Annotated in this window: 23 protein-coding genes; 15 read left to right on the forward strand and 8 right to left on the reverse strand. The window is 30.1% G+C overall.

Features of this window, described 5'->3' with window-relative positions:
* Positions 1–37: 37 nt before the first annotated feature.
* The 8 genes from RCG18_RS19720 to RCG18_RS19755 all read left to right on the forward strand — a co-directional run bounded on the left by RCG18_RS19720 (position 38) and on the right by RCG18_RS19755 (position 6,167).
* On the forward strand, positions 38–346 hold the full coding sequence (locus tag RCG18_RS19720) for a helix-turn-helix domain-containing protein (protein ID WP_308037732.1): 309 nt from the start codon (positions 38–40) through the stop codon (positions 344–346).
* A 275-nt stretch (positions 347–621) separates the two neighbouring features.
* The gene (locus RCG18_RS19725) at positions 622–1,323 is read left to right on the forward strand and encodes a pirin family protein (protein ID WP_308037733.1); all 702 of its coding nucleotides are present in this window, start codon (positions 622–624) and stop codon (positions 1,321–1,323) included.
* An 83-nt stretch (positions 1,324–1,406) separates the two neighbouring features.
* Positions 1,407–2,006 carry a nitroreductase family protein gene (locus RCG18_RS19730; RefSeq protein ID WP_308037734.1) on the forward strand — a complete coding sequence of 200 codons (600 nt, stop codon included), beginning with the start codon at positions 1,407–1,409 and terminating at the stop codon, positions 2,004–2,006.
* A 374-nt stretch (positions 2,007–2,380) separates the two neighbouring features.
* On the forward strand, positions 2,381–2,983 hold the full coding sequence (locus tag RCG18_RS19735) for a TetR/AcrR family transcriptional regulator (RefSeq protein ID WP_308037735.1): 603 nt from the start codon (positions 2,381–2,383) through the stop codon (positions 2,981–2,983).
* Positions 2,984–3,281: 298 nt separating this feature from the next.
* Positions 3,282–3,683 (forward strand): FMN-binding protein, encoded by a 402-nt coding sequence (locus tag RCG18_RS19740; protein ID WP_308037736.1) that lies wholly within the window; start codon positions 3,282–3,284, stop codon positions 3,681–3,683.
* 43 nt (positions 3,684–3,726) lie between these two features.
* A complete protein-coding gene (locus RCG18_RS19745; RefSeq protein ID WP_308037737.1) occupies positions 3,727–4,227 on the forward strand; it encodes an MFS transporter in 501 nt (166 codons plus the stop codon).
* Positions 4,228–4,297: 70 nt separating this feature from the next.
* A protein-coding gene (locus tag RCG18_RS19750) for an IS3 family transposase (RefSeq protein WP_308037684.1) occupies positions 4,298–5,442 on the forward strand; the annotation gives its coding sequence in 2 pieces (ribosomal slippage) (positions 4,298–4,544 and positions 4,544–5,442; 1,146 coding nt in all).
* A 98-nt stretch (positions 5,443–5,540) separates the two neighbouring features.
* Positions 5,541–6,167 carry an MFS transporter gene (locus RCG18_RS19755; protein WP_308037738.1) on the forward strand — a complete coding sequence of 209 codons (627 nt, stop codon included), beginning with the start codon at positions 5,541–5,543 and terminating at the stop codon, positions 6,165–6,167.
* Between the two features lie 192 nt (positions 6,168–6,359).
* Here RCG18_RS19755 and RCG18_RS19760 read toward each other — a convergent pair whose 3' ends face one another.
* The 3 genes from RCG18_RS19760 to RCG18_RS19770 all read right to left on the reverse strand — a co-directional run bounded on the left by RCG18_RS19760 (position 6,360) and on the right by RCG18_RS19770 (position 8,649).
* Positions 6,360–6,611 carry a kinase to dihydroxyacetone kinase gene (locus RCG18_RS19760; protein ID WP_308037739.1) on the reverse strand — a complete coding sequence of 84 codons (252 nt, stop codon included), beginning with the start codon at positions 6,609–6,611 and terminating at the stop codon, positions 6,360–6,362.
* Between the two features lie 415 nt (positions 6,612–7,026).
* Positions 7,027–7,419 carry a GNAT family N-acetyltransferase gene (locus tag RCG18_RS19765; protein ID WP_308037740.1) on the reverse strand — a complete coding sequence of 131 codons (393 nt, stop codon included), beginning with the start codon at positions 7,417–7,419 and terminating at the stop codon, positions 7,027–7,029.
* Between the two features lie 357 nt (positions 7,420–7,776).
* The gene (locus RCG18_RS19770; protein WP_308037741.1) at positions 7,777–8,649 is read right to left on the reverse strand and encodes an AraC family transcriptional regulator; all 873 of its coding nucleotides are present in this window, start codon (positions 8,647–8,649) and stop codon (positions 7,777–7,779) included.
* A gap of 294 nt (positions 8,650–8,943) precedes the next feature.
* Between RCG18_RS19770 and RCG18_RS19775 the strand changes: the two genes are divergently transcribed.
* Positions 8,944–9,918 carry an alpha/beta hydrolase gene (locus tag RCG18_RS19775; protein ID WP_308037742.1) on the forward strand — a complete coding sequence of 325 codons (975 nt, stop codon included), beginning with the start codon at positions 8,944–8,946 and terminating at the stop codon, positions 9,916–9,918.
* 141 nt (positions 9,919–10,059) lie between these two features.
* Here the strand turns inward: RCG18_RS19775 and RCG18_RS19780 are convergent, their stop codons facing one another.
* Together RCG18_RS19780 and RCG18_RS19785 are read right to left on the reverse strand one after the other, a co-directional pair.
* Complete coding sequence (locus RCG18_RS19780) at positions 10,060–10,320, reverse strand: thioredoxin family protein (protein ID WP_308037743.1); 261 nt, start codon at positions 10,318–10,320, stop codon at positions 10,060–10,062.
* Positions 10,321–10,606: 286 nt separating this feature from the next.
* Positions 10,607–10,924, reverse strand: a complete 318-nt coding sequence (locus RCG18_RS19785) for a hypothetical protein (RefSeq protein ID WP_308037744.1) — start codon at positions 10,922–10,924, stop codon at positions 10,607–10,609.
* Between the two features lie 267 nt (positions 10,925–11,191).
* On the opposite strand from RCG18_RS19785, the gene RCG18_RS19790 reads away from it, so the two are divergent.
* Positions 11,192–12,406 (forward strand): LL-diaminopimelate aminotransferase, encoded by a 1,215-nt coding sequence (locus RCG18_RS19790; protein WP_308037745.1) that lies wholly within the window; start codon positions 11,192–11,194, stop codon positions 12,404–12,406.
* 126 nt (positions 12,407–12,532) lie between these two features.
* Here RCG18_RS19790 and RCG18_RS19795 read toward each other — a convergent pair whose 3' ends face one another.
* Positions 12,533–13,255 carry a phosphatase gene (locus tag RCG18_RS19795; protein WP_308037746.1) on the reverse strand — a complete coding sequence of 241 codons (723 nt, stop codon included), beginning with the start codon at positions 13,253–13,255 and terminating at the stop codon, positions 12,533–12,535.
* 290 nt (positions 13,256–13,545) lie between these two features.
* On the opposite strand from RCG18_RS19795, the gene RCG18_RS19800 reads away from it, so the two are divergent.
* Positions 13,546–14,217 (forward strand): Rpn family recombination-promoting nuclease/putative transposase, encoded by a 672-nt coding sequence (locus tag RCG18_RS19800; protein WP_308037747.1) that lies wholly within the window; start codon positions 13,546–13,548, stop codon positions 14,215–14,217.
* Between the two features lie 101 nt (positions 14,218–14,318).
* Positions 14,319–14,564, forward strand: coding sequence for a hypothetical protein (locus RCG18_RS19805; protein ID WP_308037748.1), 246 nt, complete (start codon positions 14,319–14,321; stop codon positions 14,562–14,564).
* 211 nt (positions 14,565–14,775) lie between these two features.
* Here RCG18_RS19805 and RCG18_RS19810 read toward each other — a convergent pair whose 3' ends face one another.
* Positions 14,776–15,456 carry an HAD family hydrolase gene (locus RCG18_RS19810; RefSeq protein ID WP_308037749.1) on the reverse strand — a complete coding sequence of 227 codons (681 nt, stop codon included), beginning with the start codon at positions 15,454–15,456 and terminating at the stop codon, positions 14,776–14,778.
* A gap of 75 nt (positions 15,457–15,531) precedes the next feature.
* A complete protein-coding gene (locus RCG18_RS19815; RefSeq protein ID WP_308037750.1) occupies positions 15,532–15,837 on the reverse strand; it encodes a hypothetical protein in 306 nt (101 codons plus the stop codon).
* Between the two features lie 412 nt (positions 15,838–16,249).
* On the opposite strand from RCG18_RS19815, the gene RCG18_RS19820 reads away from it, so the two are divergent.
* The 3 genes from RCG18_RS19820 to RCG18_RS19830 all read left to right on the forward strand — a co-directional run bounded on the left by RCG18_RS19820 (position 16,250) and on the right by RCG18_RS19830 (position 19,107).
* Positions 16,250–16,945, forward strand: a complete 696-nt coding sequence (locus RCG18_RS19820; protein WP_308037751.1) for a response regulator transcription factor — start codon at positions 16,250–16,252, stop codon at positions 16,943–16,945.
* Positions 16,942–18,195 (forward strand): HAMP domain-containing sensor histidine kinase, encoded by a 1,254-nt coding sequence (locus RCG18_RS19825; RefSeq protein WP_308037752.1) that lies wholly within the window; start codon positions 16,942–16,944, stop codon positions 18,193–18,195. Before RCG18_RS19820 ends, RCG18_RS19825 begins: the two co-directional genes overlap by 4 nt.
* Before the next feature lie 249 nt (positions 18,196–18,444).
* Positions 18,445–19,107, forward strand: a complete 663-nt coding sequence (locus tag RCG18_RS19830) for an ABC transporter ATP-binding protein (RefSeq protein WP_308037753.1) — start codon at positions 18,445–18,447, stop codon at positions 19,105–19,107.

The raw sequence follows: 19,107 nt of genomic DNA on the forward strand, positions 1-19,107 counted from the left end.
GTGAGTGTGATATAATAGTAATAGGTGGTGATTGGATATGGAAAAATATCATATGTGTCCAAAGTTTGAAAATGCTTTTGAACTATTAGGCAAGAGGTGGACTGGATTAATTATAAGAACATTATTAAGTAGACAAAAGCGATTTTCTGATATAGCAGAAGCAATTCCGAATATGAGTGCTCGTATTCTTACAGAGAGATTTAAGGAACTGGAGAAGGAGGGGATTGTTAGTAGAAAGGTTTATCCAGAAACCCCTGTCCGTATAGAATATGAACTTACGAAAAAAGGACATGAACTTCAAGCTGTTATGAATGAAATTCAAAAATGGGCAGAAAAATGGAGCTGAATAAGATAATATAAAGAACTTCCTATTAATTTAGGGAGTTCTTTATATTTATCTATAAAATATAAATCTAAGAGCAACTTTAAATAATTATTAAAAAACCTCTTGACTAATCTTAATTCATATGTAATAATTTAATTAAACAAACTTACTAAATGTAAGTTAATAAATAAAATATAATTAATAAATATATGTAAGTTAATAAAGTTATTTTTGTAGTAAATTTTATTTATACTTAACTTAAAATTGTAAAAGATAACTAAGAGGAGAGATGTAGAATGTTAAGAAAGATAGAAAGCAAAAATATGGGTAGTAGTAATCTAGGATGGTTAAGAAGTAAATTCCACTTTTCCTTTGCTGAATATTACAATCCAGATAATATAAACTTTGGAGTTTTAAGAGTAATAAATGATGATTTAGTTGAAGCTGATACTGGATTCGATACTCACCCACATAGAGATATGGAGATAATATCTTATATAGTTAATGGTGAGCTTACACATGGAGACAGCATGGGTAATAAAAATACTATAACTCGTGGTCATGTTCAATACATGAGTGCAGGAACAGGAGTATATCATAGTGAGCATAACTTTGGAAAAGATATATTAAGATTCTTACAAATATGGATTTTTCCTGATAAACAAGGATATAAGCCTAACTATGGAGACTACAGATTTAATTGGGATGATAGAAAAAATAAGTGGCTTCATATGGTTTCAAGTAAAGATGGTAATGCTCCAATAAAAATAAATCAAGATATGAATATTTATTCCTTAGAACTTGAAAAAGGAAAAGAAATTAATTTTCCAGTTAAGGAAGGAAGACAGGCGTATTTAGTTCAAATAGAAGGAAATTCAATAATAAATAATATTGAATTAGCTGATAGGAATGGAATAGAAATAGTTGAAGAAGAGATTTTAATTAAAGCGAAAGAAATATCTCATAGTTTGATTTTAGAAATGAGAAAACAAGATTAATAATATTTAAATCATATTAAGGATAAATTCTATCTACAAATAGTAAAAAAGAAATATTTTATATAAACTGGAGGAATGATTATATGTCAAAAGATTTTTTAACTGCTGTAGCAGACAGACGTACATTTTATGGAATAAGCAAGGAGGCTGTGGTTTCAGACGATAAAATTAAAGAAATCATAGACCATGCTGTTAAGCATACCCCATCAGCATTTAATTCTCAAAGTGCAAGGGTAGTTCTATTATTAGGAAATCACCACGATAAATTGTGGGATATTACAAAAGAAGCATTACGAAAGGTTGTACCAGCTGACCAATTTAGTTCAACTGAAGAAAAAATAAATTCATTCAAAAGCGGATATGGTACAGTTTTATTCTTTGAAGATAATAGTGTAGTAGAGTCTCTTCAACAGCAATTTGCTCTTTATAAAGATAACTTCCCAATATGGTCAGAGCAATCAAGTGGAATGCACCAATTTGTTATTTGGACTGCATTAGAAGTTGAAGGATTTGGAGTTTCATTACAACATTATAATGAACTTATTGAGACTGATATAAAGAAAGAATGGAGCATACCAAGCAATTGGAAGTTAATTGCACAAATGCCATTTGGAAAACCAACAGCACAACCAGGAGAAAAACAATTCCAATCATTAGAAGAACGTGTTAAGGTATTTAAATAGATTGTACTTTAACTTGTTATAAAAAATAGTCTTTTTTATAAAAGCCTATGCAGTTATTGCATGGGCTTTTATCGAAGTTAAATTTAAATCGTCCGATACCCCTCTTTATATAATTTTGAAATATATATTTACGGTGAAGACTGGATAATTGATATTTTAATATACTATGTACAAAAATGTATAATTTATCTAGATTTCTTTTGAATTTATGGAAGAGGAAGAGATGGGAATTGTTCATGTTTTGTATAATAGCGCAAGTAACAATGAAAAGTATTCATTGATTTTATTAGTGTTAAAATATATAATTTTATTAAAAAATATAACAGTGTTATAAAATTATGTTAAATAACAATAAACAATGAGGTGATTTAAATTTGGGTATAAAAGAACGACGTGATAGAGAAAAGCTAGAATTAAAAAATAAGATACTTAATGCTGCAGAAGAATTATTTGCTGAGGCTGGATATCAAAACATCTCAATGAGGAAAATTGCGAATAAAATAGAATATTCATTACCTACAATTTATCAATTTTTTGAAAATAAGGCTGATATATTATTTTACATTTTCAAAGAAAATAACGGTAAACTATTAAGTGCTTTTATGGAAATAAGTAAAGAAGAATATAATCCATTAGAAAAACTAAAGGATATGAGCAGAGCTTATATAAGTTTTGCTCTTGAAAATCCTCATTATTATGAACTTGCTTATATGAGTAATGCATTAAGATATGAAAAAAATTTGATTTATCATGAACCACAATCTCCAGGATTTAAAACCTATGAATTAATGTTATCAACGATAACAGAGTGTAAAGAACAAGGTTATTTTCAAGATAAGGAGGTTGAAGTAATAGGTCAATGCTTATGGGCAGGAATACATGGTTTGACTTCATTGTTTATAGGACATGATGAATTCCCTTGGAAGGATAAAAAATGTCTAATAGAAAATATGATAAATTCTTTGATAAGCAAGTAACGCCGAAAGTAAAATTAAATTAATCTAATCCCTTCGCTTATAGAAGAGTGAAGGGATAAAATTCAAGGCTAACATTTCTTTCTATCTTTATTAATCCTTATCTAAAAAACAATCAATACTATTAACTTAGTCAAAACATTGTGTATGAACTTCTTATTCACATCTTAATAAAAGATATCCAATATTAAATTATTTATTAAAGCTATTGATTTAGTAAAAATTATAAAATATAATAATATTAAGAAATATAACACCGTTAGATTTAATAACGTTATTATAAATGAAGGGGGAATAAAACATGAATATTGGTAAAATAATTGTTTTAATTTTAGTAAGTCTGTGTATTGTTGTAGGGGGATTTTTAGGGTTGAATTACTTTACTAATTTACAAAAATATAAGAATTCAATTAAAGAAATATCAATAAGTAATGTTGACATATCTAAAATTCCAGACGGAACTTATTTAGGTTCTTATGATGCATTGAGAATTGCAGCTGATGTAAGTGTTACGGTTAGTAATCATAAAATAACGGATATTAAATTATTAAGTCATAAAAATGAAAGAGGCCAAAGAGCGGAAGTTATTCCCAAAAGAGTTTTAGAAGCTCAATCCTTAGAGATAGATGCAGTTTCTGGAGCAACAAACAGTAGTAAGGTTATTTTAAAGGCTATTGAAAATGCTTTAGAAGAAAGGAAATAAATCAAAGAAAAAACTGGAAATAACTCGTAAGGAGGTCCTATAATTGAGTGAAAGCATAAAAATAATTAAATTATTTAATAAGAATAAGTGGGTAATTTATTTAATGGCATTTCTTATAGGTAGCGCAATTGGTATTATAATTCCCCTTACTTCTATTCACATGTCAAGAAATTATGTTAGTGATGTTTTAATCGGAGTTATTGCTTCAGTGTATTTTTTTACTATTGCTTTAGGCTCAATATTAATTAATAAAAAGCTGAAAAATAGAGATTTAAAGAAACTTATTTCATTAGGGTTATTAATCAGTGCCCTATGTACATTAGGCTTTCCAATGGTATCTAGTGCGGCAGTATGGTTTATTCTTATGGCATTAATGGGTTTTGGTGTAAGCTTTCATTTAGTAGGCACTCAAACAGCTCTTCACAGATTCACTGATGGCTCTGTCAGAGGAGTTGTAAGTGGAGTATATACGCTTTTCTTTGCTTTCGGATTTGCTTTTGGTACAATTGGAGGACCTAAAATATATGCAAAAGATATATGGTGATGTTAGTATAATATTGTAGACACGAAAAGCCGAACACTTTACAATAAAGAAAAGAGAAGGAAGTGTTACAATGGCAAGAGGCAAAAAACAATATACGGAAGAATTTAAAAATACAATAATAGAATTGTACAACTCTGGAAAGACTTTAGCAGAGTTAAGTAGTGAATATGCCCTTTCTAAATCAACCATAACTGGATGGATTAAAAAAAATAAACCTGTCGCTATAGGTAAAGATACAGCAATAACAGCAGCAGATTATCAAGCAATGATTAAGAAAATGGCAAAGCTTGAAGAAGAAAATGAAATACTAAAAAAAGCTATGGGCATATTCGCAAGGAAGTAGCATCGGTATTCGAATTTATAAAAGCCAACAAGAAATATCATGATATTAAACTAATGTGCAAAGTTCTTAAGGTATCTAGGAGCTCTTATTACCAATACCTAAAAAAGAAGCCTAGCAAAAGAGATTTAGAGAATAATAACATTGCGAAAGCAATTATAGATATACACAAAGCTAGTAAAGGCCGTTATGGAGCCCATAAGATACACGCATCTCTAAATGCAATTGGTGTAACAATCAGCATAAAAAGAACTCAAAGGTTGATGAAGAAAATCGGAGTAAAATCTGTAATAACAAAGAAATATAGACCATCTACTTCTAAGCATAAAGTAGAAGAGAAAGAAAATATACTCAAAAGAGACTTTCAAGCTGAGAGCATCAATAAGAAATGGGTAACTGACATAACCTATATTCATACTATCAAGGATGGATGGTGTTATTTAGCCTCGGTTATGGATCTATATAGTAAGAAAATAATAGGCTACGCCATGTCCAAATCAATTGATACTACATTAGCGCTACAGGCAGTAAAAAATGCCGTAAGGCTTCAGAAGCCAACTAATAACCTTATACTTCACAGCGATTTAGGCTGTCAGTATATAAGCTCCGCCTTTAAAGAATATATAGTAAGCACTAATTTGATCACTCACTCTTTTAGCTCTAAGGGATGTCCTTATGACAATGCTTGTATTGAATCTTTTCATGCATCCCTTAAGAAGGAGGAGGTAAATCTTGTTACATACTTAGATTTTAATTCTGCTAGGCTTGCTATTTTTGAATATATAGAATCCTGGTACAACATAAGAAGATTGCATAGCAGCATTGGATATATGACTCCACAAAAATGTGAAGATTTAGCTAGAAAATCTTCATAATTTGTTCAACTTTTGGTGTCCAAGATATTGACATAGATCCATGGTTATCATTTATAGTAGGTGCCTCATTTTTACTTATAGCAGCGCTTATTCTATATTTGAAAATAAAAACAAAATTAACAATATCAGCTAGTTCAAATAAAAATGCAATTAAAAAAATATCATTATCTTTACAAGGAGCATTTTCATACGGATTTATAGAAAATACTATAGCGTCAATGTACCCTTTATTTTTATTACAACACAAATTTACTCTTTCTCAAGTGGGATATGCTTTAGGAATGTTCGTAATAGGAGGAATAGTTGGAACCATACCAATTACTTATATTGGAGATAGAATTGGACGAGAAAAGGGTTTGATAATAAGTGTACTGATTTCAATATCAGCATTCGTAGGTATAATAGTATTCGATGGATTAATGTATAAATTGTTCTTTTCATTTATTGCGGGAATAGGTATAGGTGCAATATATCCTATTTCGATGGCACTTGGAGTTCAAAGCTTAGATAATGAAGAAATTATATCTGTTACATCAAATTTTAACTTCTTTTATAGTTTTGGATGTGCTGCGGGACCAGTAGTATCTTCAATTACTATGAATAGAATTGGCAGTAATTATTTGTTTAGTATAAGCTTAATGCTTTTAATAGTACTTTTGTATAATGTATTTTCAAAAACAAAATACATTACAGATAGAATTCATTTACTACAAAAAAATCAATAACTTTAGATACATTAATTTTAGCCTGCATCTTAATTATAAATAACATGAGACTGCATCTATTTTAAAATGTAGACTCATGTATTGTGTTAAAAAATATTTTTAGAGTATGCGTTTGTGGAGTATGTGTTTGCCTTTATATTAAATATATAATTATAATATATTCGATTATAGATTATTTGCTACAATAATTATTTAACCTTCAAGACCATTGGTCTGGCGGTCCATGTTTTCTACAACGATATCATAAATTTCTCCCAAAGAAGCACAATATTCAAGCACCTTCCATGGTGTATTAGTGTGAAAATGAATTTTAATCATTTCATCGTCACCAACAGCAAGCAAACAGTCACCTTTAATATTGTTTGTAATATATTCGTTGATTGCATCTTCCGAAAGATTATGTCCCTCGATTAATAATTGGGTATCAAATTTGTATTCAAGCATAATACACTCTCCTTTGTCCCTTCTATTCTACAAATTACTACTTATTGAGTTGTTTTACATCTTTCATATGTCGCATTGTCTTACATCAATGACTTAATTAATATAAAAATTATACCACACCATTAACATATATTCATAGGCGTATAGGAAATACAAAAGTTTTTCAACACCGTATTATTCAATTGTCAAAGAACATTGTTCGCATCTTTTGTTTAAATAATTGCGTTGTATTTTTTTCATATTAAGCATTAATCTAATAAAAGGTAAAACAAAAAGAGCATTTCTGCTCTTGGCCTTATGCAGAGTTTTTGTAATGTGACACAAAAACTCTGCATTATTCAAATCTGAATTCTACGGTGTTCAAGTAAATTGTTCGTTTTTTAATTATTTCTTTGAATGGGAATATTAAAGCATTCTACCATTTAAATAATGAAATAAATCCTTTGTTACTTCTTGATAATCCAAATCTTGAATAGAATGATTCCTCCGAAGGCTTTGTTAAAAGAATAGGGCTTAAATTATTTTCCTCAAGAAACTGCATTAAATTCTCCATTATCTTCGTACCAATTCCTTTTCCTTGATAATCTTTATGAACAAGCAGTCTTAATATGTATGCATGCTTAATTCCATCAGAAAGTACTTGTACAAATCCTATAAGTTTATTTGAATCATCTCTCACAGTAATCCATCCCCATGATAACTTTAATGATTCATCTAATTTTTTTGCCGAACTTAATCCCCATCCTATTGTCTTTAATAGGTTATTTAATTCATTTACATCAATTTTAGCATTTCTTTCTATTCTCACAGAACCTCACTCCATCCATAGTTTAATAGCATAATAACAAATAATTCTGGTATTAGTTATGCGAAAATTATACCATAAATTTCATGAACTACCAAATTGCTTTTCATTTTAAATAGATTATTGTTCATATTCTTAATTTCAATAGATACGTTGCATAATATCATATTAAACATTAATCTGATGAAAGATAAAACAAAAAGAGTATTTTTGCTTTTGATCTTACGCACAGTAGTTGTTATGCGACATAAAAACACCCCAAAATTCAATTCATGAATAATGCGGTGTTTGAGTAAATTGTTCGTTTTTTAGTTATGACGTTAAATTGTAAAATAGAAATTATGCAAATTTAATAATGTTTTAATAAGTCTTTTTTATGACAGGTATCCACACTTCGCATCGATAGTCTGCATCTCTATTACCATAATACCTTTCCATTTCAGGAGCATCAGCATGCTCATAATTTGATGCTGGAAACCATTCAGAACTAATTCTTTTCCATACTTCATGTATATCTTCATCACGATTACCGTCAACTTCAAAAATAGCCCATGTCAATGCTGGTATTTCTAAAACCTTAAACTCTTCTGGAATATTCGTATTAGGCATATCACAGGCTATCATATATCTCATAGAACCATCTTCAGGATTATGAGCAAAAAGGATACCTGCATCCAAAAGTCCATTTTCAGGTTTTCCAGAAATTTTTATTATTTTTGCACTAGTCCCTTCAGTAACACATTTTTCCCAAAACTCAGGAATCTCCCTATAACATTTACCATCAACAACATTAGTCTTAAAGTCCTTACCAAACATTTTAAAAGATTCTTTTTCAATTATTTTATAATTCATTTCTTTATCACCCTTCATAGTAATTTGGATTGATAGACGACCAAAAGATTTTAGTTTAACTCCTGACTTGCGCGCAGCCGATGGAGTGACACCATGAAGTCTTTGGAAGGCTTTTGTAAATGCTTCTGATGTTTCATAACCATACTTAAAGGCAATATCTGTAATTTTTTCATTTGAACATGTCAGCTCTTGTGCTGCAAGTGTTAATCTCCTATTACGTATATATTCACCAATAGTAAAGCCTGTTAACATACTAAACATACGCTGGAAATGAAATGTTGATGAATACGCACTTTGAGCAATCTTGTCATAGTTAATTTCATCTAAGATATTGTCCTCCATATAGTTAATTGCGTTTTGCATACTACGTAACCAATCCATATCTATCCTCCTCAATTAAGATGATAACATTTATATTATTATTTAAGCCTGTTTTTAAATGCTAATAAATGTCCTATTTTATATAGTGTCGCGTATACTAAATACAACAAATATAAATAATACTACAATTTTATCTTCAGAGTACTTCAATATTAATTATTATAAAAATAATTTTAACACCTCATTATTCAATTTTCAAAGGTCATTTTTTTGTATAATATATTACAGTAGTTATGTCGTATATTTATCATAAGCCGAACTAACAACAAGTTATTAATAAGGAGAATTTGAATTATGAAAAATAATTTAAAGAGGCCAATTTATATTGAGGAATATGTATCAATTGATGATATCGATCAATATCTATTTCACTCTGGTACAAAGTATGATAATCCAGTAATATTATATCTACATGGTGGGCCTGGCAGCCCTGAATCAATATTTGCACATGCATTTCAAGAAAAATGGGAAGATATTTTTACAGTAGTTCATTACGATCAACGGGGCTCCGGAAAAACTCTTACTAAGAATCCAGATAAATATCCTACAATTGATTTGCTGATAAAGGATTTGTATGAAACTATTCAATATCTAAAGAAAAAATATAATAAAGAAAAGATAGTTTTACTTGGCCATTCTTGGGGCAGTGTTTTAGGAAATACTTTTATAAAGCGATATCCAGAAGAAGTAGCTTATTATATTGGAGTTGGACAGGTTATTAATATGTTTGAAAATGAGCGTGTTGGCTACGAAAAGGTTAAGGAATTAATTATACAGGCTAATGATAATAAATCTCTAAAAAAGCTTGAGCTTTTAGGTGATTATCCTGGAGACAAATTTGATAGTAAAAGCTTTAAAAAGTGTATGCAAGTACGTAAACTTCAAGGTAAATACAACTTAGCTGTTAATATGGATCTTTCAATATGTAAAACTGCATTTAAAAGTCCCATTTTTAAATTGTCGGATATTTCTGCAATGATAAAAGGGATTAAAGCAAATGAAAAAATATTAGATTATTTAGGAGCCTTTGACTTAAATTCAGAATGTGCAGAATATAAAATGCCAATTTATTATATTCTAGGCGGAAATGATTGGCAGACACCCTATGTTATTGCTAAGGAATACTTTAATAAAATCAATGCCCCATATAAAGAGTTCTATTTAATACCTGATGCTGGACATATGACAATGCTGGATCAGCCTCAATTATTTTTTGATACAATATTAGAAATAAATAATAGAGAGAAGTCAAGAATTTCTACGTATTAGATCCAAATGGATTAAAAATTCAGTTCCTAGAGAATATTTAATAGCAGGTTCACTTCACTAGAAATGGGATTAGCGAAGTGAACTTGCTAATCTGCCCTCATGACCGTTAATGAAAAATAAAATCCTAATTAAATAAGATTTTTATTTGCTAGCTGCTTCAAATGCGTCTATAAGCTGCTTCTTAGAGGTAGCTCCCTCATGGATTTTAACTCCATTAACAAAGTAGGTAGGAACATAATAATAATCATATTGCTTGGCTACCGACGGCTCAGCCTCTTCATCCACTATTTTAACTTCAATATCTGCGTATTTTGGATTTTCCCTCTTTATTTCTTCTATCCAAGAAGCTGCATTTTTGCAGTGAGGGCACCAACTAGTGATAAGCATCATTATGGTTTTCACTTCTAATCAACTCCTATTTTTTTTATTTAATATACTTTAAGATAAAAATTACAGTTTATTGTTTGTTTCTTTGTAATAAAATATTCTAACTTACCTATAAGTAGACTCAAGGTAGTACCAAACATTCTAGCTTGCCGAGTTCTATCCTTATATCTATTCTTCATACTTCTGTGAAAAGGCTCAACAAGCAGTTGGTTACTGCAAGTTGAATCTTAAAATGTCTATGTACAAAGTTTTTACTTGACTATGTAGTATGTCCTAATTATATTTTAGACAGTTTCTGCACTTACTTATCAGAGTCAATAGTAATTGTATAATGAACATAAACGTCAGGACAACCTTTTACAGGAAGCCAATATTTAATTTTTTCAGTTCCTACATTGAGTATTTGCGCAGTGTTTGTAGAAATAGCTTCATTTGCTTTACAGCCTTTATGAGCTTCAGGAGCTCCGATTGCAAAACATGGCACTTCTGTTTTCATTCCTATGTTATGAGCAGTTTCATTAACAGCTAATACTGTTTTGTTTTTATGAATCAAGCGAACAGGAGCAGGAAAGCTATCCCACATCATATGAAAAGCTTCTATAACTTTTTGATCAACCATTTATAATTCCTCCTATGTAAATGCATTGTAGTTAGTTTACATAACTAATTATACTAATTGCCTATAATATTTGTCCATATAAGATTTATACTGACACACAAAAGTAGGATTAAAACCTACTTTTTTATTTTATATTTTTTTAGTAATAGACTCGTAAAGGGTTTTATGGTTATGGGATGAGAGTAACATAATATGGCTTAACTGAGTAAGATATCTTATAGCGAACAAATGAAATAGGCAGAAAAAATGCTATAAGGAGGCTATCATATGTACAAAATTAATGATAATTATTTGAAGCTGCCAGGAAGATATTTATTTTCATTCATAGGAAAGAGAGTAGCTGCCTTTATGGAGAAGCATCCTGATAAGAAGGTTATCCTTTTGGGAATTGGTGATGTAACTCAACCATTAGCGCCAACTATCGTTAATACGCTACATTGTGCAGTTGATGAAATGAAAAATGCAGATACTTTCAAAGGATATGCACCAAATTTAGGTTACGAATTTTTACAAAATGCAATTGTAAAAGGTGATTACACATCCCGAGGTGTTGATATTTCAACAGATGAAATATTCGTAAGTGATGGTGCAAAATGTGATGCAGGTAATATTCAAGAAATATTCAGTATAGATAATAAAATTGCTATTTGTGATCCTATGTACCCTGTATACTTAGATATAAATGTAATGGCTGGAAGAACAGGAACATATGATGAAACTACGCAAAGGTGGAGTGATGTTATCTATATGCCATGTACTCCAGATAATAATTTTACACCAGAGCTTCCAAAGGAGACACCAGATATTATTTATCTATGTTTTCCTAACAATCCAACAGGGGCAGCAATTACAAAAGATCAGCTTCAAGTTTGGGTTGATTATGCGAATAAGGTAGGAGCAGTTATTATATATGATGCAGCATATGAAGCGTATATTTCAGAGGATAATGTACCACATACAATTTATGAATGTGAAGGTGCAAAAACTTGTGCTATTGAGCTAAAGAGTTTCTCGAAGAATGCTGGATTTACAGGGGTAAGACTTGGATATACAGTTGTTCCAAAGGATTTGAAATGTTCTAATGTTTCCTTAAATGCACTTTGGGCTAGACGTCATACAACAAAATATAATGGAGCACCTTATATAGTTCAAAGAGCAGGGGAAGCTGTTTACTCTAAGAATGTAAGAGAGCAGATAAAAAAGCAAATTGATTATTATATGAATAATGCAAAAGTAATCTGTGAAGGGTTAAAGTCAGCAGGTTATTATGTATTTGGTGGTGTAAATGCACCATATATCTGGTTGAAGACACCAAATGATATGACTTCCTGGGAGTTTTTCGATTATTTATTGGAAAATGCAAATGTTGTAGGTACGCCAGGAGTCGGATTTGGTCCACAGGGAGAAGGATATTTTCGACTTACAGCATTCGGTACTTATGAAAATACATTGGAGGCTATTGAGAGAATTAAGAAACTGTAGGAAGATAAAAATATAAAAGGCCAATTCTTAATATAGAAAAACTAGCTAGAAAGTTAACTTTCGGTCTAGTAACCCTATATAAAGAATTGGCCTTAAACTTAAGTATACTAAAAATTCAAATTGGCATTAAAAATTTTTCCCTTTAGATCTTAGGAAATCAAGAAACTCTTCCTTGTTTCTATTTATAATTAATTCTTCAGGCATATCTATCTGCTTCAGCATACTTAAGGCAGCATCGAAATTACCTATATTGAGGCAAAAATGCGCATCACTATTTAATATTATCCTTACTCCATATTCTTTGCATAGACGAGCTATTCTAGTGCAGTTCTTTTCGCTTCCAATTCTTGAGCTTACAAAGGAACTATTATTTATTTCAATAAGTATGTTTTTTTCTTTTGCTTTTTTTACTAATTCCTCTTCGTGAATTGGGAATTTAGGATTGCCTGAATGACCTATAATATGTACATTAGGGTTATCCATAACTTTTAAAAAGGCAGAAGTATTTAAATCAGCATTTTCATTTGCTTCCATTACTGGTTCGTGGATACTTGCTATTAATATATCCATTTGTTTTTGAAGAGATATTGGTAAGTCTAAGTTTCCTTCATAATCTATAATGTTGGCTTCGCAGCCATAAAGCATAGTAACACCAAAAAGTTCTTTGGGAAGTACCTTGAAATTCCCAAAGTACCATTCATGAGGAGCTCCAGGCATGGAAGATCCATGATCTGTGGTACCTAAAAGTTGAAGCCCTTTTTCGCTGGCACATTTTGCATTTTCTAATAAAGTTGAGTAGGCATGCCCACTGGTTATAGTATGAGTGTGCATATCAAGAAGACATTTCATATATATTACTCCTTTCAGGTTATAATTAAAATTAATATCATTTTTATTATATATTATAATTTATATTTAAGTCAGTTAATTGCTTACTTTTAAAAACAAATTAACAATCATAATATGTGCTGTAAGCAATGAATTGAAAATGGACAAGTAAAGTTGACGGAAGATTTGACGAAATGCCTAGTTAGGATAATTATAGATATTCAAAATAAGAACAAATGTTTGTATAAAACCTGAAAATTATACTAATACTATATATAAGAAATATTTGGTATAATCAAAGGAGAAATAATATGCTAAGGTACAATTATAATCTAGCTCTAAACATTGATTTTATAAAGGAAGAGGACGAAAAAGCTTATCATGAGCATGATGTTGGATACAAATATATATTTTCTCATAAGCCTACATTCATTGAACTTTTGAGGAGCTTTGTAAAAACAGACTGGGCAAATTCAATTAATGAAAAAGATTTAGTTTTACTAGATAAGTCCTATATACTTTCAGACTTCAAGGAAGAAGAGTCTGATATAGTATACAGAGTAAACATAGAAGATGAAGAAGTTATTTTTTACGTTCTATTAGAATTTCAATCTAAGGTGGATTTTCAAATGCCTATAAGGCTTCTCTTTTATATGACGGAAATATGGAGAGATGTACTTAAGAATGTAGGTAGCAAAGAAAGAAGAAGAAAAAACTTTAAGCTTCCAGCAGTAGTGCCTATAGTTCTTTATAATGGATTAAATAGATGGACTGCTGAGAAAAGTTTTAGAAGAGTACTTAATGGAGAAAATTTTGTAAAAGATAATATTGTAGATTTTAATTACATACTTTTGGACGTAAATAGATATAAAGAAGAAGAGTTACTAGAAGTAGCTAACCTAGTTTCAGCGGTATTCTTAATAGACTCTAACATAGATGAAAAACAGTTGATTAAAAGGCTTAAAAAAGTATATTTATATTAAGAAAAATAACACCAGAACAGTTTTCTATATTTAAACGTTGGGTAAATGGAATAGTTAAAAAAAGATTAAAAGAAGATATAAAGCAGGAAATAGAGGAAGTTTTGAATAAATCAGATCAAAGAGAGGTAGATAGTATGGTTTCTAATCTTGAAAAAACCTTAGAAAAAATGGAGAAAAAAGCAATAAAAAAAGGAAAAGAAGAAGGAAAGATAGAAGGGAAAATAGAGACAGCAGCAGAAATGATTAAAGATGGAGAGCCTATAGAAAAAATAAAAAAATATACAAATCTAGATGAAAATAAGATTTTGGAATTAATAAAACAAATAGGAAGCGAAAAAGTTCAATAAAATATGGTCTAATTTTCTAAAAATATGATTTAATTTATCCTTAAGCCTGTTATCAAATATGATTTGTTAATAGGCTTAAGAATTTTAGACAGGTTCTGAGCAGTGGCTTGTTAAAAAGTTAATATAATTCTGAAGCAAACTCGGTATGCAGGAACTTCCGAGCTAAGATACTTGAAAAACTGACGAAAATTAATACAATTTAAAATCATATCTATTTTACGAGCAACGTTCTTCCAATATCAGAAACAGTTTCAACTATATAATCTGCACCTGCATTCTCCAGTTCTTCTCTGTCACCATATCCAAATAAAACTCCCATTGAGTGAATACCATTCTTTTTAGCGCCTATAATATCATGCTCTCTATCACCAAGCATAATAACCTTTGATTTGTCTAAGATATTGCAGCTTTCAAGTGCATAGGATATGACTTCATCTTTTTTTACTCTTGTACCATCAAGGTTTCCACCTGCAATAAAGGTAAAGTATTTTGCAATATTAAAATGCTCTAAGATTTGTTTTGCAAAAATCTCTGGTTTTGAGGTTGCGACAATAAGAGTTTTAGAACTTGCTTTTAATAGTTTCAGCAAATCCTCAAGTCCTTCATAAACAAGATTTTCGTAAATACCTTTATCTTTGTAATATTCACGGTAATATTCAACAGCTTGTTTTGCTTCTTCTTTTGAGAAACCATAATATTTTTCAAAGGATTCCCAAAGCGGAGGTCCAATAAATTTATATAACTTACTTCTATCAGAAACTTTAATGCCGTATTTCTCTAGTGAATACATTACCGAGTTGGTTATGCCGATTGCAGGGTCCGTAAGAGTGCCATCAAGGTCAAATAAAATATATTCATAGTTTATCTTATGTTCATACTCTTTTGCCACCATTTCATTTTTACCTCCTTAAAGAATATTATAAAAAGAATTTGTTATATTACTATTATTAATTAAGTCACTTGTAAGCTATTCATTTAATAATTGATCTGCTTTTCTCATGTCTTTATAATACACATCTAAACTTACAGTTTGCAGATCTCTTACATTAACCATACTTCTTGCTACTGATTGGTCTGTCCCCATTTCACCAACAATTTTTATTCTACATCTTATACTATTGGCTTTTAAATAAGCGTATTTTTCGTTTAGTTTATAGCAGTTATTTCCTCTCTCTACCATTATTGAAATCCATTTTTTATCTTCTCTTAATCTATCAAAAACAACCCATACAAAAATAAGAAAAACTACTAAATAAAATAGTATGTTTGACATAACAAATCTCCCTTTTGTTTACCTCAAGTTACCATTGTCCTCTTGTTTAATTATACTGTATATAAATTCAAACATCAAACATTTGTCAAACTATATAAATATTGCTTTTCTTGTTTTAAAATACTTTAACTGTGTATCGGAAAGAGAAGTATACAATTGGATCAACAGATGTTTACATTTGTTTTAAGCATAGCCTTTACTTAATAAAGATTTCAAATTATAAACTATAATTGTATATGAAGATGAATATGCAGGAATTTGTTGGTATAATTTTAGTAGAGATGTGAGTTGTGAAACAACAGGAAAATGTATGCTTTTTCCTCTTAATAACAGAAGAGATAATGTACATAGGTATGATGATTAAGAAAATTAATTTAGAGAACTTAAAACTCATAAGGAAGGTTTATAAAATATGACAAAGTTATTATTAGTAGAAGATGATAAAGATTTATCTTATGTAACCGCTTATGCATTAAAAAAAGAAAATTTTAGTGTAGATACTGTAGATTGCTTAAAGGAAGCAGAAGAATTGGTTGAGAAAGAAGCTTATGATCTCATAATATTAGATGTAATTTTACCTGATGGATTAGGATATGAATTTTGTAAAAAGGTGAGAGCAAAAAGTGATATGCCTATTATCTTTTTGACCTGCTGCGATGATGAGGTAAATGTAGTAATTGGACTAGACATTGGAGGTGATGATTATATTTCAAAGCCTTATAGAGTAAAGGAGTTGATTTCAAGAATCAATTCTGTTCTGAGAAGAAATAGACAAGCTGTTAATAAGGAAGAAGTAATATCAAGTGGAGATATTAAGGTATTTACTGCTCAATATAAAGTATTAATAAAGGATAAAGAAATTGTGTTAACAACTACAGAATATAAGCTATTACTTACATTTTTAAGCGCTCCACATCAAGTGCTAACTAGGGCACTGCTGCTAGAGAAAATTTGGGACTTAGAAGGCAATTTTGTAGAAGATAACACACTGTCTGTTTATATAAAAAAGCTAAGGCTAAAGTTAAATGAAATTAGTGAAAATCTCGATTATATCACTACCATTAGGGGAGTGGGATATAAGTGGAATAAGGATGTGGTAAAACTATGAAGAGGTACTTTATTAATAATGAACTTAAGGTTACCTTTATAAGTTTAATTATTACCTTAATTTTTGCTTTAGGAATATCTTTAATTGTATTGAATCTTACTTTAGATAGTATAAGTGCCAATGTTGCTAAACAAAATATTGAGATTACTGGAAAGCTGGTTGAAAAGTATCCTCAATTAGAAAAAGGTATTATAGATGTTATAAAGGAGCCAACAACAGAGGATCAGGCGAGGAAAGGAAGGGCGATTTTAAGTCAATATGGTTATAGAGAGGATATGTCCTTTAAATTTCAAGATCCAATAAACAACGTTTATGATAAAGTGGTTTTAGAAATCGTAATGTCTTTTATAGCCTTAGCAATTAGTATACTTACTATAGTGTTTTTGGGATTTTCTAAGGTTTATTCTAAAGTAGAAAAAACAACTTATACAATACAAAAGGTTATTGATGGTGATTTCTCTTACAATTTAAAAGAGGATGGAGAGCAATTCTTTGACATATTAGGAAGCGAATTTAATAAAATGGCTAACTGCCTTAAGTTAAATATTGATAGTTTGAAAAAAGAAAAGATATTTTTAAAAAATATTATAGAAGATATTTCCCATCAGCTTAAAACTCCAATAGCAACCTTAATAGCTGCAAATGATATTATGGCTGCCGAAACCGATATGCCAGAAGAGACACGTACACATTTTATTAAAAGAAGTAAAAAACAACTGGAACGAATAGAATGGTTAGTCAAGAACCTATTGAAACTAGCCATGCTGGATGCTGGAATTATTGTATTTAACAAATCTAAAGTTCCGGCAGTAACTATGGTAGAAAAAGCTATTTCGTCTATAGAATATTTGAGAGAAGATAAAAACATATCCATAAGCATTGATGAAAATGTGCCAAACAGCTGCTTTTACGGAGATCCTAACTGGACTGGTGAGGCAGTGTTAAATATTATAAAAAATAGCATAGAACATACCCCTGAGAGAGGAAAGGTAATTATAAGCATCGAACAAATGAAGTTAGTTACTATTATTAAGGTTTCGGATAATGGAGAGGGAATCGAACAAGAGGAAATTACTAAAGTATTTGAAAGATTTCATAAATGTAAAAGTAAATACAAAGATGATAGTGTGGGAATAGGGCTTTCTTTATCCAAGAGGATAATAGAGGGACAAGATGGTACAATTACAGTTCAAAGTGAGAGGGGAAAAGGAAGCTGTTTCAGCATTGTTCTTATAAATCAAAATATTTAAATGTATCTGAGCCTTGTAAAAATATCCTGTTATATAAGCAAACTTCATAACTAGGAACTCTATAAGCTAACTTTAATGAATAAATTATAAGATAAAATTCACTAAAAATTAAGATAGGAATTTTATACTAATATTACAGATACAGAGTTCTTAGTGAAACTTTAACTTATGAAATGCCCTAAAACTCCAAGTTTGAGTATTTCTAGGACATGAATAAATGGAACTCTAACAGGTGATAGGAGGAGCAGCATGGATATTGTAAAAGTGATTCAGTTAAATAAAATTTATGGAAAGGGTAATACTCAAGTTGATGCATTAAAAGATATTAATATGAGTGTCCAGGAAGGAGAATTTGTAGCAATTATTGGACCTAGTGGATCAGGGAAAAGCACATTAATGCATATATTAGGTGGTGTGGATACTCCATCTTCTGGCAGCGTAATAATTAAAGATAAAGATATTACGAAATTAGATGAAAAGAGGCTAGCTATTTTTAGGAGAAGATCCATAGGATTCATTTTTCAGCAGTATAATTTAGTGCCTGTTTTAACAGTGGAAGAAAATATTAGTTTACCACTTATTTTAGATAACAAAAGTGTTGATGGTAAACAATTGGAAGAATTAATGAAAAGCTTAGGGATTTATGATCGAAGAAACCATTTGCCTTCAGAGCTTTCTGGTGGCCAGCAGCAAAGAGTTGCTATTGGTAGAGCATTAATAACTAAGCCGGCTATTATTTTAGCTGATGAACCAACAGGAAATTTGGATAAAAAGAACGGAGAAGAAGTATTAAGTTTATTAAAATTATCTGCTAAAAAATATCACCAAACCTTAATTATGATTACTCACGATCCTACAATTGCATCGAAAGCAGATAGAATTATTAATATTGAAGATGGTGTGGTGAAATAA

This window comes from Clostridium sp. OS1-26, assembly GCF_030915445.1.
Taxonomy (GTDB): domain Bacteria; phylum Bacillota; class Clostridia; order Clostridiales; family Clostridiaceae; genus Clostridium_AM.